Annotated in this window: 14 protein-coding genes; 7 read left to right on the top strand and 7 right to left on the bottom strand. The window is 58.0% G+C overall.

Going from position 1 to position 25677, the window contains the following annotated elements:
• Positions 1-39 precede the first annotated feature (39 nt).
• Positions 40-1560 (bottom strand): arylsulfatase, encoded by a 1521-nt coding sequence (locus Poly51_RS14295; protein WP_146458428.1) that lies wholly within the window; start codon positions 1558-1560, stop codon positions 40-42.
• Between the two features lie 466 nt (positions 1561-2026).
• Between Poly51_RS14295 and Poly51_RS14290 the strand changes: the two genes are divergently transcribed.
• Entirely contained in the window at positions 2027-3271 is a 1245-nt protein-coding gene (locus tag Poly51_RS14290; RefSeq protein WP_146458427.1) for a DUF1559 domain-containing protein, read from the top strand.
• Positions 3272-3408: 137 nt separating this feature from the next.
• Here Poly51_RS14290 and Poly51_RS30440 read toward each other — a convergent pair whose 3' ends face one another.
• Positions 3409-3585 carry a hypothetical protein gene (locus tag Poly51_RS30440; protein WP_186775549.1) on the bottom strand — a complete coding sequence of 59 codons (177 nt, stop codon included), beginning with the start codon at positions 3583-3585 and terminating at the stop codon, positions 3409-3411.
• A gap of 484 nt (positions 3586-4069) precedes the next feature.
• Between Poly51_RS30440 and Poly51_RS14285 the strand changes: the two genes are divergently transcribed.
• Together Poly51_RS14285 and Poly51_RS14280 are read left to right on the top strand one after the other, a co-directional pair.
• The gene (locus tag Poly51_RS14285) at positions 4070-14176 is read left to right on the top strand and encodes an Ig-like domain-containing protein (RefSeq protein WP_186775548.1); all 10107 of its coding nucleotides are present in this window, start codon (positions 4070-4072) and stop codon (positions 14174-14176) included.
• A 61-nt stretch (positions 14177-14237) separates the two neighbouring features.
• Complete coding sequence (locus tag Poly51_RS14280; protein WP_146458425.1) at positions 14238-15347, top strand: TIGR03032 family protein; 1110 nt, start codon at positions 14238-14240, stop codon at positions 15345-15347.
• Positions 15348-15411: 64 nt separating this feature from the next.
• Here the strand turns inward: Poly51_RS14280 and Poly51_RS14275 are convergent, their stop codons facing one another.
• The 3 genes from Poly51_RS14275 to Poly51_RS14265 form a co-directional block, all read right to left on the bottom strand.
• Positions 15412-15858, bottom strand: a complete 447-nt coding sequence (locus Poly51_RS14275) for a hypothetical protein (RefSeq protein ID WP_146458424.1) — start codon at positions 15856-15858, stop codon at positions 15412-15414.
• A gap of 158 nt (positions 15859-16016) precedes the next feature.
• A complete protein-coding gene (gene cyaB, locus Poly51_RS14270; RefSeq protein ID WP_146458423.1) occupies positions 16017-16589 on the bottom strand; it encodes a class IV adenylate cyclase in 573 nt (190 codons plus the stop codon).
• Positions 16590-16612: 23 nt separating this feature from the next.
• Entirely contained in the window at positions 16613-17458 is an 846-nt protein-coding gene (locus Poly51_RS14265) for a hypothetical protein (RefSeq protein ID WP_146458422.1), read from the bottom strand.
• A 145-nt stretch (positions 17459-17603) separates the two neighbouring features.
• Between Poly51_RS14265 and Poly51_RS14260 the strand changes: the two genes are divergently transcribed.
• Complete coding sequence (locus Poly51_RS14260) at positions 17604-18272, top strand: TlpA family protein disulfide reductase (RefSeq protein ID WP_146458421.1); 669 nt, start codon at positions 17604-17606, stop codon at positions 18270-18272.
• A 36-nt stretch (positions 18273-18308) separates the two neighbouring features.
• Here Poly51_RS14260 and ribA read toward each other — a convergent pair whose 3' ends face one another.
• A complete protein-coding gene (gene ribA / locus Poly51_RS14255) occupies positions 18309-19520 on the bottom strand; it encodes a GTP cyclohydrolase II (RefSeq protein WP_146458420.1) in 1212 nt (403 codons plus the stop codon).
• A 133-nt stretch (positions 19521-19653) separates the two neighbouring features.
• Here ribA and Poly51_RS14250 point away from each other — a divergent pair, with 133 nt between their 5' ends.
• On the top strand, positions 19654-20541 hold the full coding sequence (locus tag Poly51_RS14250; RefSeq protein WP_186775546.1) for an alpha/beta hydrolase: 888 nt from the start codon (positions 19654-19656) through the stop codon (positions 20539-20541).
• Between the two features lie 48 nt (positions 20542-20589).
• Here Poly51_RS14250 and ilvB read toward each other — a convergent pair whose 3' ends face one another.
• Complete coding sequence (ilvB, locus tag Poly51_RS14245; protein ID WP_146458418.1) at positions 20590-22365, bottom strand: biosynthetic-type acetolactate synthase large subunit; 1776 nt, start codon at positions 22363-22365, stop codon at positions 20590-20592.
• Between the two features lie 183 nt (positions 22366-22548).
• Here ilvB and Poly51_RS14240 point away from each other — a divergent pair, with 183 nt between their 5' ends.
• Together Poly51_RS14240 and Poly51_RS14235 are read left to right on the top strand one after the other, a co-directional pair.
• The gene (locus Poly51_RS14240) at positions 22549-22938 is read left to right on the top strand and encodes a fluoride efflux transporter FluC (protein WP_146458417.1); all 390 of its coding nucleotides are present in this window, start codon (positions 22549-22551) and stop codon (positions 22936-22938) included.
• Positions 22935-25640: a hypothetical protein gene (locus Poly51_RS14235; RefSeq protein ID WP_146458416.1), complete on the top strand. Its 2706-nt coding sequence runs from the start codon at positions 22935-22937 to the stop codon at positions 25638-25640. The genes Poly51_RS14240 and Poly51_RS14235 overlap by 4 nt, the downstream gene beginning before the upstream one ends.
• The last annotated feature ends 37 nt before the right edge of the window (positions 25641-25677 follow it).

Raw genomic sequence — 25677 nt, 5'->3', positions numbered from 1 at the left:
CGGCGCCGACGCCCCGTCGGGTCGGTGAAACCGGTGTTCTTACGGCCGCTTCGGTTGCGAAGCACCTACCGAGACCGGCTTGCGTTTTTTGACCGGACCATCCAGCGGGATCAGTGGAAATTCCGACGAAGGCGTGCGCACCGAAGACATCATGGCGGCCATTTCTTCGACCACTTTGGGGTGTTCGCTCGCAACGTTGTTGGATTCACCCACGTCATCGGAAAGGTTGTACAGTTCGACCTCCAAATTTCCCTTCGTCATGCTTTGACGAATGGCTTTCCAGTCACCGACGCGGATCGATTGTTGGCCACCGTAGCCTGCAAACTCACGATACAGATACGGTCGTTCGGGCTGCGACTTTCCCACCAATGTCGGCAGCATCGAAATACCGTCGATCGCGTTGGGGATCACCTCGGCACCCCCGACGACTTCTAGCAGCGTGGGAACCCAGTCTTCGAATCCGCTGACGTGATCACTGACCGAACCGGGCGTGACGTGACCGGGCCAACGGACGATGGTGGGAACGCGAACACCGCCTTCGTACAGCGAGCCCTTCAAACCGCGTAGTTCGCCGACGCTGTCAAAAAACTTGTAGTCCACCTCTTCGCCCAAGTGGGTCGTCCCATTGTCGCTGGTGAAAACGACGATCGTGTTGTCCGTCAAGTCGAGTTCATCAAGCAACGCCAACAGATTTCCGACGTAGCGATCCAGCCGTGAAATCATCGCGGCATAGGCGGCGCGCGGCGTGAAGTGCGGCGTGTACCCGCCGCCGTCGCGTGTGAACGGCGGATCGTTCCATCCAAGTTTCAAGTAGGGTTTTAGTTCTTCCTCGGGCACGTGCAGGGCAACGTGCGGGATCACGCTGGGATAGTACAAGAAGAACGGCGTGTCCTTGTTGGTGCGAACGAAATCGAGCGCGGCGGCATTGATTCGATCCGGTGCATAGTCTTGTCCTTTGAAGACGTCGTAGCTTTGCGGGTCGTTGGGATCGGCGTCCTTGGCCAGACCGGCGTGCCCGGGAATGGGCGGCGTGTTGGCCAGCGGCATCGGTTGGCCATCATCCCAAATCGAATCGGGGTAATAGGTGTGCGCTTTCGATTGACACAGATATCCCACGAACCGGTCGACGCCCTGGCTCAGCGGGACGCCGGTCGAACCGGGGCCGCCGAGTCCCCACTTGCCGAACGCGCCGGTCACGTAACCGACTCGCTTCATCAATTCGTGCAAGGTGACTTCGTCATCGGGAATTGGATATTGTCCCTCGGGCGGTGTGGAACGGTTGTCGCGAACGAACGCGTGTCCGGGGTGTTTGCCCGTCAACAACACGCAACGTGACGGAGCACAAACCGCGTTGCCGCTGTAGTGCTGGGTCAACCGCATTCCGCTGGCCGCCAACCGATCTAGATTTGGAGTTCGAATTTTGGCTTGCCCGAACGAACCAAGTTCGCGGTATCCCAAGTCGTCCGCCAAAATGAAGACGACGTTCGGCGACTCTGCTTGGGCGACACCAAATACGACGCTAACCAAGCACACCCAAAACAAAAACAGCATCTGACGCATGGCCCGCAACTCCAACAACTTTCACTGAAAACCGGAAGCCCATTTGGATCATGACGACCGAAGAAGTGCGTCTATGGTAATGACAAGAGCGAGCCCATGTGCCGCCGCCAAGCCCAAGTTGCTGGACAGAATTGAGGCGTCGCACGGCGATTTCAGCCATGAGCGAAACCCTCACAAGTTCCCTAAGGTTGGCGTTCAATCTCAAAGCCTCGGTAACAAAACTCAATATGCCCGTGTTTTTTTATCAAACACCGGGTGAGCCGCCCGATTTGCCTTGCTTCCCCCCGCCGCAAACCTGAGACTGAAAGCCGGAATCGTAGGGGTCTTCATGTTTAGTGGCCGTGATCGCGAATTTTCATGAAGCGAGAACGCACCTTATTCATGGAACTCCTACGACGTTTCAAAGTAGCGGCATCTTTCGTTTTTCGATGCCACTTTTTTCTTTTCTCATGGAGTAAATCGAATCATGCGATTCAAAAGAGCTGGTTTCACATTGGTGGAACTTTTGGTTGTCATTGCCATTATTGGAGTCCTAGTCGGACTTCTGTTGCCGGCTGTCCAGGCGGCACGCGAAGCGGCGCGGCGAATGAGCTGCAGCAACAATTTCAAGCAGATTGGCTTGGCCGTTCACAATTACCATTCGGCCTACAAGCAGTTGCCTATGCAGGGCTCGGGTACCAAGAGCCCGACCAACTCCGCCAACGCCGGTGTTGCCGGTGGCGGTGGCGGGAACAATCGGATCTTGTCCAGCTATTTGGTTGGTTTGCTTCCGTTCATCGAACAGCAGGCCGTTTGGGAGCAGATCTCGAATCCGAACAACTTCATGACCAACGGTAACACGCCGACCATTCCTTGGTCCGCGATGGGCCCGGTGTGTTGGCAGCGGAACTATATTCCGTGGTCGACCGAACTGCCGGCCCTTCGCTGCCCCAGCGACCCGGGTACGGGTCTGCCCGCATTCGGACGAACCAACTACGCCGCTTGTATCGGTGACGGAGTTGACTTTACCAACGACAGCTTCTGGAATTTCAACCAGGGTGCTTGGCGTAACAATCAGACTTGGCGACATCGCCGCATCCAAGCGGCTGCTCGTGGCATGTTTGTTTTGAACAAAGAATTGAAATTCCGAGATGTTCTGGACGGATTGTCAAACACGATCATGGGAGGCGAGATTGCGACCGATTTGGGCGACCGCGACGTGCGTACCGACGGAATCAACGCGCCGGGCGATAACGCAACCGTTCGAGACAATCCATTGACTTGCCGTCCGCTACGTGATCCGCTCCGCCCCAATTTTTGGGACCCAGTCCAGGTAGCCGTCTGGTCCGGCTCTACTGCGGATAACCAAAACCACAATGTCACGCAAAAGCGAGGTTATAACTGGTCGGACGGTCGGGCATTACGAACGTCGTTCAATACAATCCTGCCGCCAAACAATGAAATCTGCCAAGGTGGCGCCGACGGATCTGCTGGCGTTTTCACTGTGAGTAGTCGTCACCAGGGCGGAGCTCACGTATTGATGGGCGATGGCGCCGTCAAGTTCATCACCGATTCGATCGAAGCGGGTGCCAGTTCGGCCGCATCGGTTTGGCTGAACGGGACCAACAGCGCGCCACCGATTGCAAACGTACCGGGTTCAGCCAGCCCGTATGGGCTATGGGGCGCTTTGGGCACGCGAGCCAGTAGTGAAGTGATTGAAGAGGAGCTGTAGGTTTCTCAATCGTATGACGAAGCGGTCGCCCTTGGGTGACTCGCTTACGGTTCAAACAATTACGGGCAGCTTCCGATCTCGGAGGCTGCCCGTTTTTTTGGGACTCTCGTTTTATGACTTCGGGAGATTGCCCGCGACTATTCTTCAACAGCTTCGTCAACGGCATCATAGTCGGGGTTCGCGCCCGGGTTCAGATTCGGATCGGTAAACGCAGCATCATCGCCGGCGCCGATGACTGTGGGCTCTGGTTCGCCGCAACCGCTTACCAAACCCATTGCCAGTAATACCAAGCAAACGCAAATTGGATGTCTCATTGTTGATCCTGTCTAAAGAGAGCGGAGACGCCATCGGTGAAAAACCGAACCGGCGTTAAAACGAAAGAGGGATTCAGTCCCCATCCACTTTCTTTGAACTTAACCAACGGTTCCCCGCGAGAGTGAATTTGCATCACTTTGCTGGGCGTTTTTCCCGAAAATTCTCGGGAAAATGATCTTGAAGACTGGCTGGCGACCCGGTTCGGCTGTCTTTTTCGTCTTCGCAAAAGTATCTGGGATCGTAGCCTGCTGGCTTGGGACTTACCGACCGGGACGTGCTTCGGCTATTCAGCCGACATTTGCTTTCGCCGGACCATTACAATCGATCCCCTCGGGGGCTCTCCCATCGACACCACAGAGGGAACCGAAGCAAATGGTTCCGTCGGATTTTTCGACCTGGATTTTCCGACCTGGATTTTCCGCCTGGGGATGTTGCCTCCGATCGCGTTGTTTGCCCAATAGTAATACATCCAAGAGTTACATCATGCGTCATTGCGTACAAGGCTGGCTGGGCCGAACTGGCACCCCAACACTTCGACAAAAAGCCACCCGCCGTCGACGTGGTCGCAAACAATTGACGGTTCAGTCTTTGGAGCGACGCGATTTGTTGGCCGCCAATTTGTTGGCCGACTTTTCGGGTGTCGGTGGCATCGCGGATGCCGACGGGTTCACATCATCGGGGCCGGCTGATCTTTGGCACCTGTCCGATGGTCGCGCCGCCGACCTGGGACACTCGCCCGACCACAGTTTCTATTTCGGCGCCGGCGAAGGCCCCGACGGCGGTGGACTCTACACCAACTTTGCCGATGGCACGTTGACTTCGCCGCCGGTCGATTTGACGCGCGCGGCGTCTGCGAAATTGCTCTTCAACACGTTCTTGGAAACCGAACGCAACTTCGACTTTGCAACCGTCCGCGTCGTCGACTCGTTAGGTACATCGACATTGATCGCAACCAGCGGCGCGGAGATGCCGGTACGAACCAATGGCTTTGAACCGATCGAACTGGACCTATCGCCCTTTGTCGGCGACACGATCCGCATCGAGTTTCAATTGACGACCGACATCAGTGTGTTGCGTGAAGGATGGTACATCGACGACGTCGTTGTGAACTCGTCGAGCAATCGAACCTGGTCGCCGCAAGGTCCATTCTCGGCGACGAACGGGCAAGTCGAAGCGATCGCTCCCAATGGGCAAATCGTTGGGGCCATCCACACCGTGCTGGCCCATCCGACCGATGCTGACATCCTTTACATCGGGGCAACCAACGGCGGCGTTTGGCGAACCGACAATGCAACGGCAGCGACGCCCAATTGGACGCCGCTGACCGACGACTTGCCGTCGCTGTCCATCGGTGCGATGGCTTTTGACACTGCCGATCCGACCTTCCAAACGATCTACGTCGGCACGGGCCGATACAGCAGCTTTGGCCGCCGGGGCAACGACCGCGTCGGCATCTACAAGACGACCGATGGCGGCGCGTCATGGACGGTGCTGGACGACAACCTTGCCGGCGGCAACATCTCCGGCATCGCAGCCGATGGCGACAACGTCGTGGCGTCGGTGAACGTCGCCGATGGTGGCGGATTCAACAACACCGGCATCTTCCGAAGCGATGACGCCGGCGCGACCTTCACCCGAGTTTCCACGGGTGACGGAACGGCAACCGGACTGCCCAGCGGATTCAGCTACGACTTAGTCGTCGATCCCGTCAATCCGAACGTGATGTATACGTCGGTGGTGTTCGGCGACAACTCAGGTGGACTCAACGGAGCATATCGATCGATCGATTTCGGTGCTTCTTGGACAAAAGTTAGCAGTCCCGAAATGGATGCCCTGATCATCAGCGGCGAAACCACAAACTTGGAAATGGCAGTCGGGACTCAGAACAATGTCTATGCCGCCATCATCAACTTTGGTGACATGAAGGGATTGTTCCGCTCGGGCGATGGCGGACAAACGTGGGTCCAGATGGATTCGCCCAAGACGAACGAAAACGGCACCGACGTCGGGCTGAACCCGCGAGGCCAAAAAGGTCCCGGGCCGTTGGACAACGCAACGCCCGAAGAATTGGCCGGCGGACAAGGTAGCATCCACTTCTCGATCGTTGCCGACCCGAACAATCCGAACCTCGTCTATGTCGGTGGCGACCGCCAACCGCGCAGCGATGGCGACGCGGGAAGTTTCCCAAACTCGATCGGCGCTCGTGACTTTAGCGGTCGACTATTTCGCGGCGACGCAAGTTTGCCGGCGGGAACTCAATTCGTTCACCTGACGCACAGCAGTTCGCTTGGCGCGGCGGGCGGCGGCACCGCCAGCGGGTCGTCACCGCATGCCGATTCACGCGAGATGACATTTGACGCGGCTGGCAACTTGATCGAGACCGATGACGGCGGTGTGTATCGACGCACCAGCCCGCAGGACAACACGGGTGATTGGTTCGGCGTCATTGGCAACTTGCAAGTGACTGAGTCACACAACGTGGCCTACGACAACTTGTCCGATACGATCATGAGCGGCAATCAAGACACCGGTTCGACGTATCAAACTATCGTCGACGGAGCACCCTGGGTCAGCCTTTCAACGGCCGACGGTGGCGACATCGCGATCGACAATGTTTCGTTGGCGGCGAACAACCAATCGGTGCGTTATTCCAGTTTCCAGAATCTCGGCGCGTTTCGGAAAACGACTTGGGACGCTTCGGGCAACTTGGTCAACCAACGCTTTCCGTCGCTGGCAGGATTCAACAATGACGGCGTCTTCGTTACTCCGCTTGCGATCAACGCCATCGATCCGATGCGATTGGTGATCCAGGGTGGGTCGCAAACTTACGAGACGTTCGACCAAGCTGAAACGGTTGTTGGACTTGTCGAAGGCCCCAACGGCGGCAGCACTCAAAGTGCGTTGGCGTACGGTGGTCGCAAGGATGGCGTCGACAATGCCGACGTGCTGTGGGTCGGATCCGACGACGATATTTTTGTCCGCACCAATGGAACCGATCCGTTGGCTCTCACCGCGGCCGACCCGACCGGCCAAGACATCATCGATTTGGCGATTGATCCCGAGGATTGGGCCAGCGCATTCGTCATCGATACCAATTCGGTGTTTACGACCACCGACGTCGGCGCCAGCTGGAACGATGTGACCGGCGATCTGTTGTCGCTGGCGAGCCGCTTTTTCTCAGTCACTTACGTCAGCTCGGCCGTCGTCGATGCGGTCTTGGTCGGAACCAACGCCGGCGTGTTCGCGTCGCTATCCGATTCGCTGGGAACTTGGGAATTGGTCGGACTGGGCTTGCCCAACGTGATCACGTTCGACATGGATTACGACGCAGTCGACGACGTTCTGGTCGCGGGCACGCTGGGCCGCGGCAGTTGGTTGCTGGACAAAGTTACCGAACTGCTTAGCGCAACCGAGGGCGTCACGAACGTAATGCTTGATGCGTCAGGCAATTTGTTGGTCACCGACGACAGCGGCAACTTCGCCGAGAACATCACGATTGCGTCGGACACCGAAAACCAGTTGTTTGTCATCACCGGCGTCGACCAAATCGTCACGTCCAACATCCCTACCGCGGTCGGAAGCGGAACAGACCGCGTGACGGTTCCGTTCGCAGACGTGATCGGAAGCGAAATCATTGTCAATTCGCTTGGCGGCAACGACTCGATCACGATCGATTTCGCGCCTGGTGAATTTGACAAGTCGATCACCGTCAACGGTGGCGACCCGGCAACCAGTGACACCCTGCGGATGGTTGGCGGTCAATTTACCGAGGCAACATACGACTTTGTGGACTCGTCCAACGGCAACATTTCGTTGGCGGGTGGGCCTGCGATCGCGTACTCGGACACCAGCAGCGTGGTCAGCACGCTGGTCCATGATCGTTTGCTGCTGCGGTACTCGGATGCGACCGAAACGATCACGCCGAGCGGCAATAACGCCGGCGAGCTCTTGATCGGATCGTCGTTCGGCGCAAGCGTGTCGGTCTTGATCCCCGCGGTCCAATTGACGATCGACGGAGGACAGGTTGGGTCCGACACAATCAACTTCCGAGGCACGATCGATCTGGCGGGCGCGGATTTGAACGTCGTTGGTGATGAAGTGACGCTTGATGGCGCGACCCTATCTACCACGGGTGACGGCAACCTCTCGATCATCGCTGACCGTAACTTCTTTGCGTCGAAAAACGCCGGTTTGTCGACCCAGAACGGCGACATCACCGTCGTCGGCAATCGCACGGCGGATGCGGCGGCGGGTGACTTTTCGGGAATCGAACTGCAACAGACCGTTGTCACGTCGATCACCGGCGACATCCGATTGGACGGGCGTGGCGGCGACGAAGTCGACGGCCAAGGAAACGCCGGCGTGCGAATTGCCGCCGACAGCCAAGTGACATCGACAGGTTTCGGCCCCTCGGCCGGCACGTTGACGATCGCTGGAACGGGCGGCGATGGCGCACGCATCAACGCAGGCGTCGAAATCGCGGATGCAGGTACTCGGATCAGCTCCATCGATGGCGACATCGCAATCACCGGAACCGGTGGCATTGGAACAGAGGACTTCAATCACGGCATTCGGTTGGTCGGCGGTACAGTCGAGTCAACGGGCACCGGTATCGAAGCGGCCAAGATCACCATCAATGGAGCGGCCGGCAACGGCGTTAGTTTCAATTGGGGAACGTTGATCCAAGGCGTCGACGCTCACGTTCAATCGGTGGTCGGCGACATCACGATCACCGGCACGGCAAGCGGAACCGGCGACTCGAATTCGGGCGTCGTGTTCAACGACGGCTCTTCGGTATCGTCAACGGGAACCGGATCTGCAGCGGCCGAAATTGTCGTCCGAGGTGTCGGCACCGATACGGCACTATCCGGTCGCGGCATCCAGTTCTCGGGAACGCCTGCGTCGATCCAAACTGTCGACGGAGTCGTCCAGTTGTTTGGCACCGCCGGCAATGCGACGAGCCAATCCAACGAAGGGGTCCTGATGCTGTCGGGATCGATCCTATCATCAGGCAACGGAGACATATTGGTCACCGGCCGCGGGAGTGGACAAGGCGGAACGGGGATCGGGTTACAGAATGGCGCGATCATTGAAGCCACCGACCGGGCCAACATTCGGCTCGACGGCCAAGGCGCTCTCGACACCGACAACGATGTTATTGTCGGTGTCGACGCCACGATCGGCTCGGCAACAGGAACCGGACGGCTGGACATCATCGCCGACGTGATCGACATCAGCGCTGCCAACTCGATCAACGGCGCCGGAAACTTGAACCTAACCTCACAAACCTCCGGTGCAACCATTGGCCTCGGCGGCGGTGTAGGCACCCTTTCGCTTGACGATACCGAACTGGCAAAATTGGCCGACGGATTTGCGTTGATCACGATTGGCAATGCGACGAGCGGCGCCGTTGACATCGACTCGGCGGCGTTTACCGATGCGATCACGATCACGGGTCAATCGATTCACATCAACGTGCTGGATGCGGTCGACAATCCCGTTACGCTTCGAGCCACAACCGGACCGATCACCAATTCGTCGGCTGGTGTCGACATCATTGGCGGCGATGTCACGTTGTCGGGAAATATCACGCCTGGCAGCTCCCCAGGAGTTCTGGACATCGATGGCCGTCTGATTCTCACCAACGACAGCTCCGTTGGGCTGGAACTTGAGGGACTCGTCGCGGGCACTGCCGTTGATCAACATGACCAGATTCGTGCCTCGCAAGGTGTCACGTTCGGTGCCCGAGTCAGCTTGGCGACCGCGTCGACCACTGGTTTTTTTCCGATCGCCGGTGATCAGTTTGTCGTGTTGGATCTAGCCGGAACCGAGTCCATCGTTGGTACGTTTGCGGGCTTGGCCGAAGGCGCGCTTTTGTCGAACTTCCTGGGCTCTGGAATGACGGCAGTCGTCTCCTACACGGGCGGCGATGGTAACGATCTGGTGATCAGCGTGCTTCCCAACGTGACACTCGCCATCGATCAAACATCGATCAGCGAAGCCGGCGGAATCGCAAACGTTTCGGCAACGATTGCCAATCCCGTCAGTGCCGACGTCGTCATTGACCTTCGATTCACCGGGTCCGCATCGAATCCTGCGGACTACGTTCTCTCGGGCACTCAAATCTTGATTCCCGCCGGTGAAGTCACCGCGTCGGTGGTCGTGACGGCGATTGACGACGGACTTGTTGAGTCGAATGAAACTTTGGTGGTCGATATTGTCGGCGTGACCGGTGGCGGGTTGCTGGGAATCCAACAGGTCGTCGCAGTCATCGCCGACGATGATTTCGTACAACCCGTGATCACATCCACCGTCGCGAACCCGACGCGTTTGTCGACCGTGCCAACCACCGTTGACTTCGGCCAATCCGTCACGGGCTTCACCCAAAGCGACTTGGTGCTCGCGGGCGCCGCCGTTTCTGATTTCACCGATCTGGGTTCGGGACGTTATTCGTTCAATCTGAATCCAACCGCGGATGGCGTCGTATCGGTCAACATTCGAAGCGGTGCTGCATTGGATTCCGGCAACAAAGTCACGTTGCCGTCCAATTTGTTTAGCTTGATCGTCGATCGAGTACCGCCGACGCCGATCATCAGCGGGCCGAGTCTGCGAACCAACTTGAACCCGATCGACGTGACGGTTGATTTTGGTCAACCCGTGATCGGTTTTGACAGCTCCGACGTGACGCTGGTCGGTGCAACGATCGGGCAAATGACGGACAACGGTAACGGACGCTTCACATTGACGGTCGACATCGTGTCCGATGGACTGGTTTCCATCGATGTTGCCGCGGATGTCGCCACGGACTTGGCCGGCAATCCGAATCGGGTGGCAACCCCTTACTCGGTTACCTACGACGCAACGCCGCCGACTCCGGTCGTTGCCGGCCCGAACTCGCCGAATCGAACCAACCCGTTCGAAGTGAGCGTCGTTTTTGGTGAACCGGTAACCAATTTGACAACCAACGATTTGGCGGTCACCGGCGGAACGGTACTCGACTTGGTCGACGATGGCGATGGTAACTTCACCGCAACAGTCCTTGCGACCAACGATGGAGACGTTACCGTCGCGGTCCCCGCGGCGGTAACGACCGACCTGACCGGTAACGCGAACGTTGCATCCTCGACTTTTATACTGCTGGTGGACACGACACCGCCTCAACCCTTGCTCAGTTCGGCCGAAGCGATCACAAACGCGGATCCGTTTACGGTTTCGATTGCCTTCGGCGAGCCCGTCAACGGATTCGATGCTTCGGATATCAGCGTCGTTGGTGGCAGCGTTGCCTTGCTTGAATCGCTTGGCGGTGGCAACTACACCGCAACGATTGATGCGGATGCTGATGGGATCATCGTGATCAATGTTCCTGGGGCTGCGTCCACGGACGACGCGGGAAATGAAAGCCTCGCTTCGGCGTCGATCAGCGTAACCGTGGATACAACGCCGCCGACGCCCGTCATCACGGGCCCCGCCGGCCCCATCGGTGATCCCACGTTTACCGTCACGGTCCAGATGGGCGAGACCGTCAGCGGGTTGGCGTTTCCCGATTTCAATGTCGGCAACGGGCGGGTGACTCGCATTCAAAATACCGGCAGCGGCAACTTCACCGTGTCGGTCGTTGCGCTCGCCGACGGCCCGGTGACCGTCGATCTTCCCGCCGCGGCCGTTGTCGACGGAGCAGGAAATCCCAGCAACGCAGCGGAGTCGTTCTCCATCATTGTCGACACGGCCGGGCCCGACTTGAGTATCCCCGCGTCGATTTCGGTCGAAGCGGATCAGTTCGACGGTGCCGCCGGCGACGGCGAAGCGATCGCCGCCTTCCTATCGGCCGCCATCGCCACGGATGTCGTCGACACGAATCCCACGATCACGCACAACGCCCCCGAAGTGTTCTTCCTGGGCGATACAATGGTGACGTTTACGGCGACAGATTCGCTGGGCAATACGACGTCCCAAGCAGCCATTGTTACCGTCGTCGACACGACCGCGCCCACGTTGACGTTGGTCGACGGTCCCGCGATCGAAGCCGATTCGCGAGACGGATTGACACCATCCAACGTCGTACTTCAACAACGGTTACGGTCCACTTCGGCAACCGATATCGCTGACCGCCAAGTCACGTTGACCAACGATGTAACCGAAACATTGTCGATCGGTGACAATACCGTCACATTCACGGCAACCGATGACGCGGGCAACGTGACGGTGGGATCGATCGTGGTAACCGTCGTCGACACGGAATCGCCCACCGTGTTCGCGCCGGCAGGTATTTCGATCGAGGGGAATGTGATCGGTGGCGTCGATGCAACCGATGCACAAATTACAGACTTGATTGCACTAGCGACGACAACGGACATTGTGGATGCCACGCCGACGCTGGCGAACGACGCGCCGACGATTTTCCCAGTCGGCGATACCGTCATCACGTTCACTGCCACCGACCAATCCGGAAACATCGGCACATCAACCACCACGGTCACGGTGACGGACACCACGGCGCCGACGCTGACGCCTCCGACGGACACGACGATCGAAGCGGACGCCGTCGGCGGCCTGGCCACCGACGGTGAAGCGTTGTCCACGTTCTTAAATTCGATTGGGGTCACGGACATTGTTGATCCCAGTCCGACGCTGACCCATGATGCCGACGGAGTTCTTTCGCTCGGCGTTCACACCGTCACCTTCACGGCGACCGACGCGGCGGGCAATATCGCGACGGCGGACATCACGATCTCGATCGTCGACACGACGGCGCCGATTCTGACAGCGCCGTCGACAGTGACGGCAACCGCGGCGAACGTCGATGGTGTCGATGCAAGCGAAGCCACGATCGCGGACTTCCTTTCACAAGCACTTGCCACCGACGTCGTTGACGCCGACATCACGATCGTAAGCGACGCACCGACCGTGTTCCCGATCGGCTCCACCTTGGTCACGTTCACGGCGATCGACGATGCTGGAAACCGCTCGACCGCGACGGGCAGCGTGAATGTGACCGCATCATTCGACTTCGGCGACGCACCGACGGCCGCGGGATCGGGTCTAGCAGCGTCGTATCCAGTTACGTTGGAACAAGATGGCGCTCGTCACATCACCGGACCGTTGTTCTTGGGAACATCAGTGGATGCCGAACCCGACGGATTGGCGTCCACGGGCCTGGACGCAGCCGGTGATGACGACAGCGGCGAAGACGACGAGGGCGGGATCATCTTCAACGCCTCGATCGTCACCGAGCAAGCGACCGACACAACAACAAGTTTGATCGTGACGTCTTCCTTGGATGCCGTCTTGGATGGCTGGATCGATTTCAATCGCGACGGTGATTGGGACGATCCGGCCGAACAAATCGTGACCAGCACGTCCGTCATTGCCGGCCGCAACGTGATCAGTTTCACCGTACCCGCCGGATCATCGATCGGATCGACGGCGGCTCGATTCCGAATCAGCAGCTTGGGTGGGTTATCGCCAATCGGCGCAGCCAATGACGGCGAGGTCGAAGACTATTTGATCTCCATCATCGACGGCGACCAATCGACGTCGGTCACGGCGGGAACAGCGGGCGTCAATCCGATCGTTCGATCGGACTCCAGTGGCGCGACCGTTCGCAGCGAATCCGTCACTCTGTTTGCCGTGTCGTCGACAAGCGTCGACACGCTTGACGTGATCGGCGACGACAATGATGACGTCGTCACGGTCGACACCTCCGACGGATTCGCAATCCCGGCGGGCGGGATTCGGCTGAACGGAAACAACGGCTTCAATCGACTTTCCATCGTCGGCGAAGGTGGCGTGTTCGATGCGACGAACGAGAAGTTGACGATCGAGAACTTCGGTACGTTTGATTTGGCCGACGAACTGCCTTCCACTTTGAAAATCGACGCGGCCGCCGTCGCACGGACGGCGCCGACATCAAGAACTTTGGTCGTGAAAGCGGACGTATCGGACACGCTTGAAGTTTTGGAAGCGAACAAGTGGCGACTGACCGGATCCGAGATCATTGACGGCACGTTCTTCTTGACAGCCGATACAACGGCGTCGGGTGGCGACGAGTATCTGAAGGTCAGCATCGCACGCGGATGGCAAAATTTCTTGCAACCGGCCGACATCAACAACGACGGCGAAGTCACCGCATCGGACGCGTTGCGAATCATCAACGAACTAGGGCGACGTCAATTCTCGGACGGCGTGTCCCAGGATCTCGTTGACCCCGGTTCGGTCGCCGAGTTCCCGGACGTGTACTTCGACCACAATGGGGATAACCGTGCGACCGCGATCGATGCGTTGCGAGTGATCAACCAACTGGCGCGGCAAGCGAATAGCGATTCGTCACCAGCCGATTTGGAATTGATTCCGATCCGCGAACTGATCCAGCGACTGGAAACGACTTCGCCCAGATCCGCCGACGATCCGCTGGCCGTATCGACGGGATCCGACAACGGCGTGGTCGGCGAGTTTGGGACACGCTTGGGCAATGGAAATCCGACGGCGGAACCGACGGGAATGGACAACGAATCGGCATCCTCGGAAGCGTCCGAGGACGCGGTGGATCAACTTCTATCGGACAACGCGTTCTTGTCGAGTATGTTTGGTTAACTGCCACACGACCGGTCGCGTGGCTTGATCCGAATCTTTCCCTTCATCCCACGCGACTTTGATGTCCCAGCCGGAACCAACGCCTCAACCCCTTCGCAGCATCCACACTTCGAACCTGCCCGAGATCCTTGATCACTTGGGCATTTCGGTGATGGTGACGACGTACCAAGCCGGACGCTTGGTGATGCTGCGTTCCCAGCACGGTTTGCTAAATACACATTTTCGGTCGTTCGACAAACCGATGGGGTTGGCGATTCGGGGGAATCGTTTGGCGGTGGGGGCAGCGACCAGCATTTGGGAGTTCCATGATTTACCCGCCGTGTGCACCAAGGTCGATGCCAAGGCAAATGAATCGGCGGAAACGCCTGTCACGCATGATGCCTGCTTTCTGCCGCGGACGACGCACTGGACCGGTGATATCCAAATCCATGAGATGGCGTGGGTGGATGAAGAACTATGGGTGGTCAATACACGTTTCAGTTGCCTTTGTCGTCGCAGCGATACGTATTGCTTCGATCCGGTTTGGCGACCGAAGTTCATCGATCGATACTTGCCGGCGGACTGCTGTCACTTGAACGGCTTGGCGATGCGAGATGACAGAGTCCGTTACGTCACCGCGCTGGGTGAAACCAATGAGCCCGGTGGATGGCGTGCCAACAAGCGAGACGGAGGTCTGTTGATCGACGTCGACACCGATGAAGTGATCACGCGAGGTTTGTCGATGCCACATTCGCCGCGCTGGTATCGAGATCGATTGTGGGTGCTGCAATCCGGTGAAGGCGGTTTCGGATTCATCGACGCGGCCACCGGGCGATACGAATCCGTCGCGACGTTGCCGGGATTCACGCGAGGTCTATCGTTCGCAGGGCCGCTCGCATTCATCGGTCTTTCCCAAGTCCGCGAGTCGGCGGTCTTCGGCGGCATCCCGATTGCCGAACGCGAATTAGAACAACGCACGTGCGGCGTGTGGGTGGTCAATATCGAAAGCGGCGAGACCGTCGCCTACATAAAATTCGAAGACGCCGTGCAAGAGATCTTTGCCGTCGAGGTGCTTTCGGCGCGTTATCCCGAACTAGTAAACGATGATCGCGACCTGCTGGCCGGTTCGTTCGAGCTGCCTGATTCGGCGCTCGCCGACGTGCCGCCCGAATTGAAAGACGAACGGTGTTAAGAGAAGTGCATTCATGAAACGATGAAGGCCGAGACGCGTCCCGGCCTTCATCGTTTCGAATCGCTTATTCAGCCGATACTTTTTTGAATGCTTTTGCGAATGCCTTGTCGGCAAATACCAACTTCAGCTTGGCTTCGTCGTCTTCGGCTTTCTCAACAGTACCTTTGCAACCATCGCAGCAGAACGCGACCTTCGTGCCGGCAACCGTGGTTGCGGTTTCCGGATTCAGATCGCGGCCGCTCATCGGACACGCTTTTTGTTCGTACTGCTTGGTGGCAACCAGTTGATGATTCGCCTTGGTCGCGAACTTCTTTGTGTTGGCAGCAAACTTGCCGGCACATCCGCCACAGCAAAAGTAGACTTTGCCGTCTTTGTAATCAGCCGACTTGCCCTCGGTCGCAGGTTTGGGCGCGACGACGCAGGTGACGCCTTCCAGATCGACGTCGCCTGCAACAACGGTCGCACCAGCGACCAAAAGGATTGCAAAGCAGCTCAAAATTTTCTTCATCATGTTTTTTTCTTCCGTAGGGTGGGTAGCAGTCGATGAGTGATTGTCCAACGAAGTCAAAACCGGCTTGCGAATTTCACCAAGCCAGCCCAGTGATGCACGACTTTTTTTGCCCTATCACCGACCGCGCAGCATAGGCGATTCAGGCCATTCACGCAAATTTATCCGTTGACTTCTAACAACATCCTCAAATAGCTCCGGGGTTCGGTTTGGTGCAACCCCAGCGTGTTTCCGAGCGTTTCCACCCTGTTTCTCGCTTCCTCCACGCCATTTTCATCGGCCGCTACCACCTCGATCTCCGCGAAATGGCCGACTTCATCGACATGATCGACCACGACGACGATGCCAGCTAAATCGGCGGAATGAGTGTCTGTGGCCGGTGGATCAAAACTCAGGCGGACTTTGCAAACGGTGGCGACACTGCGAAACCCCAAAAGAACGAGCAGTTCCTCCATGTTCGATCCGTCGATGTCGCCGGGGTCCAATCGCCATTCCAGTTCGCGGCGAGCCTTCACCGCACCGGGCAACTTGACGCCTTTGTAAGTCACCATCGGGACACCATCGACTCGCCGAACACGCAACGCTTCTCGCGTTTCGCCGAAATCACGACTCGGGTGGTTGTAGTACGTATCGCGATGCTGCTGGGTCGACGCCAACCGCCACCCCAAATCGTTCAACCGACCGATCAGTCCCTCGCGATCGTCGATGTGAAACTTCTGCTCGACTTCAAACACTGCACAGACTCCGTGTATCGGTTTTAAGGCTTGGCCGTCGGTACTTTCGTGACCCACGTCGGATTTCCTTCACTCGTGATCCACAACCTGGACGACTGGTCAACAGCGACGGCTTCGATCTGTCGCAGTTTCGGCAAGTCGGTCGCCGTGGGCAGCGCGGACAACTGATCGAGCAACGGCCTCGATTCGACGGCTGCATATCGAAACGCTTGAAAGTAATTGACGATCCAAAAGTCACCCGTCGCATCATCGAAGTCGGCTCCCGTCACCATGGGCACATTCAAGGTGGTCACTCGAGTTGCCACGACATCCATGGACGATGCAGGGTCGGCCGAAATGCGATCGGGCAGCGGGATGGTGTACACACCACAGTACGGCAAAGCGGACTTCGTCACCATCACAATCAAGCGCCGCTGTCGATCGACGGCAACAGCTTCGCAGTCTCGAGGACCGTCGGTATAGGTGACCCGCAACGATTGCAGAATCACATCGCTTCCGTCGCTGTCGAGTGACGGTTCGTCGAACAGGTAAAGCATGACAGACGACCGATTCTCACCGTTATCACCACAGTCGGCAACCAACAGTCGCGGCACCTCGTTGTCGACGTAGGAAACCATATCTTCCCAGTCGACGGCGGTTCGGATACCGGGAAAACGCAAATGGCCGACACTCTGTCCCGTCAAATCAAACGCGAACAATTCGGCTTTCCCGCCCGAATCGTTGTGCGTCCAAAAGACGCCGTGAGTGCGACGCGAGATCGCCAAACCACTGCTTTCGACCAACCGAGGTTCAACGACTCGGATCGGATCATGGAGGGTCGCCGGATTTTGCGCAGCGGATGGGAGCCCCCAAAGGGACATTACTGGCAAGACGGTTCCAACCAACCGTACGACCAAACTGCAATTCTGTTTCGACGGCATTCGCTGTACTATGAATTCGCACCTTGAAGCATAACCGAGCGTTGCGACCCTACGTCGCGATCCTGGTTACGGACTCTTACCCCGCAACGATACCTTGTCAGCATCCGATTCGCATCCGCATGATCAATCATCACCGAAAACGCGTTCGGCAGTCCGCAAGGGACTATGGATCGCGTTGGCGATCGCGTTTTTGGGCACGATTTTTGTAACACGGTTGAATCGATCAACGAATTCGTCGGCGACCGATCATGTAGCGGTCGGCAAGGAATTGCCGCAATTGGATTTGGTCGCCCTGGATTCGGGCAAAGCGATGAACGCGGATGAGATTGCGCCCGAGGGCACCGTCCGTTTATTGCATTTTTGGGGAACGTGGTGCCCGCCATGTCGAATGGAGTATCCGCACTTGGCCGAAACGGCGACCCAGCTTTCCGCGAATTCGAATTTTCGTTTCGTACCCGTGTCGTGCGAGTCGGGCGGCGGAGAAACGATGGGAGGGCTCGCACAGAAGACTCGCGAGTACTTCGCTAGCGAAAACATCAACAGCCCGGCATTGGCCGATCCTCGTGGACTGACCCGCCAAAGTGCGGTCGATCGGCTGGAACAACCGTCGCTCTATTACCCGACATCGATGTTGATCAGCCCCGCCGGAAAAATCGTCGGCGTTTGGGAAGGCTATACACCCGATGCGGTGGACGAGATCGCAGCCGCCGCGACTCAGCTTTTGACGGGACTGCAATCGCGGGAAGTCACGTCGCCCGAATGAACTCGGACTTACCCTCCCGTTTTTCGGAACGCGGACTTATCGTCCAGGTAAATTGTGGCCCATCTTGTCGCGTTTGGTGTCGAGATACTTTTGGTTGTGTTCGTTCACGTCCGAAACGATCGGGACCTGATCGACGACGCGAAGATCGAAACCTCTTAGGTTGAACGCTTCGGTTTTCTTGGGGTTGTTGGTCAGCAGGCGTACTTCGCTCAGTCCGAGATCCTTCAAAATCTGCAAACCGATGCCGTAGTCTCGCATGTCGGCTTTGAACCCAAGTGCATGATTGGCCTCGACGGTATCCATTCCCTTGTCCTGTAACGCGTAGGCGCGAATCTTTTGGGCCAACCCGATGCCACGGCCTTCTTGGGGAAGGTAGATCAGCGCGCCACGTCCTTCGCTGGAAATCATCTGCAGCGCCATGTGCAATTGGTCGCCACAGTCACATCGCAGCGATGCCACCAAGTCGCCCGTGAAGCAACTGCTGTGCATCCGAACCAACGCCGGCATTCCTTCGGCCGATAGATCTCCGAAGACCAACGCAATCGGTTCTTGAGCCTCGTAGTCGACCGCGTAGACAACGACGGTGAAGTTCCCGTACTTCGTCGGCAATTGAGCTTCGGCGCTTCTTGTGATCAGCTTTTCGCTGACTCGACGGTGGGCGATCAACTGTTCGATGCTGATGATCTTGAGGTTGTGTTTTTGAGCGATCGCACCCAACCCTTCCCGCGTCGCCCGTTCGCCCGATTCGTCCAAAATTTCACACAGCGCCGCGACGGGTGCGAGACCCGCCATGCGAGCCAAATCCATTGCGGCTTCGGTATGTCCGGCGCGTCGCAATACGCCGCCCTGCTTGGCCAGCAGCGGATACACATGCCCGGGCCGCACAAAGTCGTCGGCTTTGCAGTCGCCCGATGCCAGTGTGCGAATGGTTTCCGCACGTTCCGATGCCGTGATTCCTGTTTTCGCAGTGCGAATGTCGATCGGTGTCAGAAATGCGGTTTTTAACGGCGCGTCGTTCTGGACCACGACCGGATTCAATTCCAACCGCTTTGCGACGTCGGGCAAGATCGAGACGCACAACTGTCCACGTCCGGACAACATGAAATTGATTGCTTCGGGCGTCGCTTTCTCAGCAGCGCAAATGTAGTCGCCCTCGTTCTCGCGATCTTCGGCATCGACGACGATAACCACCTCTCCGGCGCGAATCGCTTCAACGGCTTCGGGGACGGTATTGAGTTCGACTGTCATAGTGGCTTTCCAGATTGAGAATTGACGACCGAGGTCGCCGACGGGCTATTATACGTCGGAAGTCCATTCATCCCACCGGACCACTTGTCGATCTATGTGTGTAACCCGAACTCAACATTGGTTGTTGGGCATAATGCTGCTTTCCGCGACATTGGCGCTAGCGAGCCGGATTGCCGTCGCAGACGAAGCCGCATTACCCGCCGCACCGAACCGTCCGATTGAGTCTACGGCCGACCAACGGTACTGCGACAACGACGGCAAAGCAGGCTTGTGCGACGTCCTTTCGCCGACTGGCCCGCCGCCCGCCGAAGGCTATCCGGCGATCATTGTGGTCCACGGCGGGGGATGGATGAGCGGCGACAAATGGACTGTCGAAGGCTACGCGAAGTTGCTTGCCAAGCAAGGCTTTGTGGTCATCAACATGAACTATCGGCTGGCGCCGGCGTTTAAGTTCCCGTCCCAGGTCGACGACGTTCGCGCAGCGATGCTGTGGGTCAAATCAAGTGCAAAGCGATGGTCGATCGATCTGAGTCGGCTGGGCGTGTTCGGGTATTCGGCGGGCGGTCACTTGACGGCGCTTGTGGCGTCATTGGCGGACGAACCGATCGAGCGGCAAACGGCGGCAAGCGATTGGCCGGCAAGCGACGAACGATGGAAGGACTTGCCCAAGATCCGCGCGATTTGCGTGGGCGGCCCACCGTGTGATTTTCGCACGCTGCCGGTCGACAACACGACGCTGGCATACTTTCTGGGCGGTTCACGTCGCGAGAAACCCGGCACCTATGTTGCCGCGTCGCCCACGGCACACGCATCACCCGATGATCCGGTCACTCAAATCATTCACGGCGACAACGATATCATCGTGCCGATAAAAACCAGCAAAGAATTTCACGCCGCGCAAATCGCGGCCGGCGTGGACAGCCGCATGCAGGTCATGCCCGGACAAGGCCACATGCTGACGTTCTTGAACCCAAAGACCAGCGAGAAGGTGGTCGAGTTCTTCTGCGACGTATTGAAATGAAGCTGGCCGTCGACTTCGTTAACGGCCATCCCCCATTGATCCAAACGCCTATTCCAGAATCATGTCGTCGACGGTTTGACCACCGGGAATCATCGGCAGCACGTGCTCTTGGTAAGGCACTTGGACGTCCAACAGATACGGACCTTTGTGCTCGATCATTTCGCGGATCGCGCCTTCCAGGTCCGCTTTCTTGCGCACCGTTGACGCGCCGCAACCGTAGCCGTGCGCGATCTTGACGAAGTCGGGATAGCGATCTTCGGCGTATTGATACCGATCGGCGCTGCTTTTACCCTTCGCTTCTTCGTGATGAATCGGGCCCAAGTAAGTGTGGGCGCGGTTGCGTTCCATGAAACGGTCTTCCCACTGGACGACCATTCCCAAGTGTTGGTTGTTCAACAGGAACACCTTGACCGGCAACTCTTCACAGAAGCACGTCGCCAATTCTTGGATATTCATTTGGAAGCTGCCGTCACCGTCGATATCGATCGACAGCGCGCCCGGGTGAGCCGCTTGGACTCCCATCGCCGACGGCAAACCGAAGCCCATCGTTCCCAAGCCGCTGCTGCTCATCCACGTGCGTGGACGACGGAACTTGAAGAACTGCGCCGCCCACATTTGATGCTGGCCGACGCCGACGCTGACATAGGTGTCCATGTCGGCGGTCATGTCGCTAAGCGTTTTGATCGCGTGTTGCTGCAAGATGCCGTCGAACTTCTCGTCATACTTCAGCGGATACTTCGCTTTCAAGTCGACACAATGTTTACGCCAATCGTCGATCTCGGGCTTTTGAACGATCTTGTTGACTTCCGTCAACACTTGTTTCACATCGCCGCGAACCGGGATGTGCGCCGTCTTTATTTTGTTCAGTTCCGAAGCATCGATGTCGACGTGAATAATCTTGGCGTCTTTGGCAAACGCTTCGATTTTTCCAGTGACGCGATCGTCGAATCGAACGCCCAGCGCGATCAACAAGTCGCAATCGCGAACGGCATAGTTCGCGTAGGCTGCGCCGTGCATGCCCAACCAATCCATCGAGAACTCATTCTCAGGCGGAACCGCACCGATGCCCATGACGGTGGTCACGGTCGGGATACCGGTCTTGTTGATGAATTCGCGTAGCTCTTCGCTGGCACTGCCGATGATGACACCGCCGCCGGCATAGATGACCGGACGCCGCGCCAATTTGACGGCCGCTGCAATTTGACGAACCGCTTCGGTCGCGACTTGTGGCGGTGCCGATTGGTATCCGGGCAGATTCATCGGTGGATCCATGTCGATGTCCGACAAGTCCGCCATCTGAACGTCCTTGGGCATATCCACGATCACCGGACCGGGACGTCCGCTTTGGCAAAGGTGGAACGCTTCCTTCATGATCCGCGGCAAGTCGCTGACTTTGGTGACCAAGTAGTGGTGCTTGGTGATGCCGCGACAAACTTCGACCATCGGCGTTTCTTGAAACGCGTCGCTGCCGATCGCCTTGGTCGGCACTTGGCCGGTGATGCACAGCAACGGAATGCTGTCCAGCTTGGCGTCGGCGATCGCCGTTACCAAGTTGGTGGCACCGGGACCGCTGGTCGCCATCACGACACCGACTTTGCCGGTGCTGCGTGAATAACCTTGGGCCGCGAAGGCGCCGCCCTGCTCGTGGCGGGGCAAAATCGTGCGGATCGAGCTACCGAAACGGGTCAGCGCCTGGTGCATCGGCATGCTGCATCCGCCCGGATAGGCGAAAAGTACGTCGACGCCGTGGTCTACCAACGATTTGACCAAAATATCGGCACCGGTGGTCACTTTGGGTTGGATAGCGGCTTTCGCAGTACTCATGTGCTCTTTTGAACAGAAAAATGCGTTGTGGTGGGGGAAAGTCGGTAAAAACCGACAAACAAGGGCTCGTCAAAACGGGAGACCGAAAAAACTGGCGTTTACGCGGCTGGCCGAAACTCCGAACCTACTCGCTAACGTAAGTTCGTGCCGAAACTTAGGCAATGGTTAAAACGGTTCTCGTCGATGACTACTTGGTTCAATTTGATCGCGATCGCCGGGGGGGGAGCCCTCGGATCGGTGGCTCGTTACCTGATCACCCTGGCCGCCATCGCGGTTCCCGGCGGGTCATCCATGATCGGCACAACGATCGCAAACGTGCTGGGTTGTGCGGCGATCGGGGGACTGATCGAGTACACGGCTGTTGAGGGGATGATGGCAGAGCGGGTTCGATTAGCACTTCAAGTCGGCTTTCTGGGCGGGCTAACCACCTTTTCGACATTTTCGTCCGAGTCGGCTTCGCTGGCGATCGACGGCCGTTTGACTGCTTCGACGGCGTATGTCGCGGCCAATATGGTGCTCGGATGGATCGTCTTGATCGGGGCCGCAGAGATGGTCAAAGGATGGAACGCATGATCGCCAAAACGCCCCAAAACCCCAGCCGCAACGTCACGACGGATTCTGGTGGATTTTGCCGATTTTACGGCTGCTTTCTGATCTCGGCAGCCTTGGTGATCGGAAATTGCCGGATCGTCGATGCCGCGACCCCCGAACCGACACCCACCTACTCGCAAACCAGACTGCTGCGCCCCGATGCGGCCCTCCGCGCCGTTGCCTTCGATGGCGGGTCGTCTGGGATCGCCGTGGGTGATCGCGGATCGATCCTTTTCACAACCGACGGCGGCGCAAGCTGGACTGCTGCGGAAAGCAACGCCGAGTGCCGCTTGGACGATGTCGTTTGGATTGGCCAGGATCGCGCGATTGCTGTCGGAGGCCACTATGACGCCATCACTCGGATCAGTCGCGGTGTCGTCTTGGTCACCGATGACCGCGGCGCTACGTGGCGACGGAGTCTTAACAATGACTTGCCGAGACTGCGCCACATCGAAATTCAAGAAGACCGAGCCCTTTCGGTCTCCGGCGACTGGTCGCATCCATCGCTAACCCGCCGCTTTGAAAGCCGAAACGGTGGCCGCGACTGGAACGCGACGGGAAGCGAATTTGCAGACTTACCCGTTGCTCCCGAACTGAATTCATCCGATCAATGGCTGGCTTGGGTACGAGCCACCACCGTTCACGCGCCGATTCGCGATGCGTGTCGCTTCGGTGACCACGCGGTTTGCGCGGTGGGTGACCACGGCGTGATCTTGACCAGCGATGATGACGGCAAGAACTGGACGATACGACACGGACAGGGACGCCGACCGGCGGTGTTGCTGGTTGCCGCCGATGCTCGCTCGGTGCCCTGGGCGCTGCTGGGCAGCGAATCGCTGGAGTCACGTCACCGAACGTCGTTGCTATTGGATGTATCGGATGCGAAACTTTCGGATCCCGCAAACGATTTCACCGAGATCGACTTGGCCGGACAAGCCGCCGTGATGCTGGGCGGTGCCGGCGCAGACCGATTCGCCACCGACGCCGACGACCGATTCCAGTCGGCGATGAAATGGATCGCCATCCATCGTCCTTCGGCTGTTGTTCTGGATCAAACGCTTGCACCGGAGACTCGAGACGCCTTTTTTGAAGCCGCGACTGCGGCCGGTGTCGATCGAGTAGCCGTCTACAGCACCGGGCAATCGATGTCGACAACGCTGCACCGCGACGCGCTGTTGCCCAAGTCGGGTGTGCTTGCCAGCGACTTGGCGAGCGATGCTTTGCAATTGGTGTCGCCCCAGCGGACCGTGACCGAATCGATCTCCATTCGCTTTCTCTACGACGCGAGTCCGTCCCGAAAAACGGGTGAATCCGTAGCATCGGGATTGCGACTTCATCCTGGACAACGAATCACCGACCGAGATTCACCGGCGTCTCGCCGACAATTGCAAATCGTGCAAGCCAGAATGAAGCAGTCCAAACGGATCGAACAATTACTGGCGCGATCACGATCGGATGATTCGCTTGCCAAGACTCTGGCGATGGCGCTAGACCAAACGGCCAAAGAAGATCAGTTTCGGTTCGCGTGGGCGGTCTTGTCCGAGACATCCACCGACGCGTCGGAGATCGTCGAAGCTCACAAGACCGTGCTGCGTGAAATCGCGACGCGATTCCCCCATCGATCGGCGGGCCAGTGGGCCAGATTGCGACTGGAATCGCTGAACCTAAGCCAAGAATGGAAACGACTGTCGTCGACAATGTTGGCCACGCAAGCGTTGACGCTCAACGCTTCGACCCAGAAGTCACAATCGGTTGCCGTATCGCCGTTTCAGTCCTTACCCGATCCGACATTCACCGCGGAAAATTCGATCGTCGACGCAGCCTCGATCGGCGCTTCATCGTTGGGCCAGGTTCGCCAAGTCTCGGCGACCACGCCGGTGTTCGTGCCTCAACCATCGCAAATCGATTATGCCCCCAACCCGGTGAAGAGTTCTATTGGCGAAGTGGATTTGGCTTGGGAGTTTCACCCGGCGGTCCTGTTAGGCGTCGAAGCGGCGCGGCGGCGAGGCGACGAGGCACCGTTGCAAGCCACCGACGATCAACCGGCCAGCATGCGATTGTTGGCTGATTCCAACGGCAGTTCCTGGTCGCCGCTGCTTCGCCAACGCGGGCCGCAAGTCATCACGGCATTCCGCACCGCCACGCCGCCGCACCTGGACGGCATCCTGGACGACACATGTTGGCGACAAGGCGATGCCTCGCGGCATTCATCGGTATCGGTGCGAATGTCCTACGACGATGATTACGTTTATTTCGCCGTCGAGTGTCCATCGGACGCGCTGCGTGACGACACGAGGGACGGCACACGGGACGGCGGAACATCGACATCGCGCGATCATGATTTGACGGGTTCGGATCGAGTGCGAATTTGCATCGACACCGACAAAGACCTGTTCACATCGATGCAACTGCAATCCACGCTGACGCGACGAACCCACGATTCGATCGACGGCAACCCCGCCTGGCAACCGACGTGGTACTTGGACGTTGCACGACAAGACGAGCGAACAACAATGGAGATCGCCATTCAGCGCCGCGATATCGTCGACTTGCCGATCGCAACCGATTCGCCCTTCGGCGAAAACAGTTGGTTCGTTTCAGCAAAGATCCTGGCCGCGATGAGCGTCGCCAAGGACGAACTGATCCCGGTACCGACGGATTGGATCCGCGTCGTGTTCCGCTGATCCGGCGCAGCGACAACTTGCCTGACTCGCTTGGACA

It is taken from the genome of Rubripirellula tenax, assembly GCF_007860125.1.
GTDB lineage: Bacteria > Planctomycetota > Planctomycetia > Pirellulales > Pirellulaceae > Rubripirellula > Rubripirellula tenax.
This window is presented reverse-complemented; position numbering and strand designations above follow the sequence as displayed.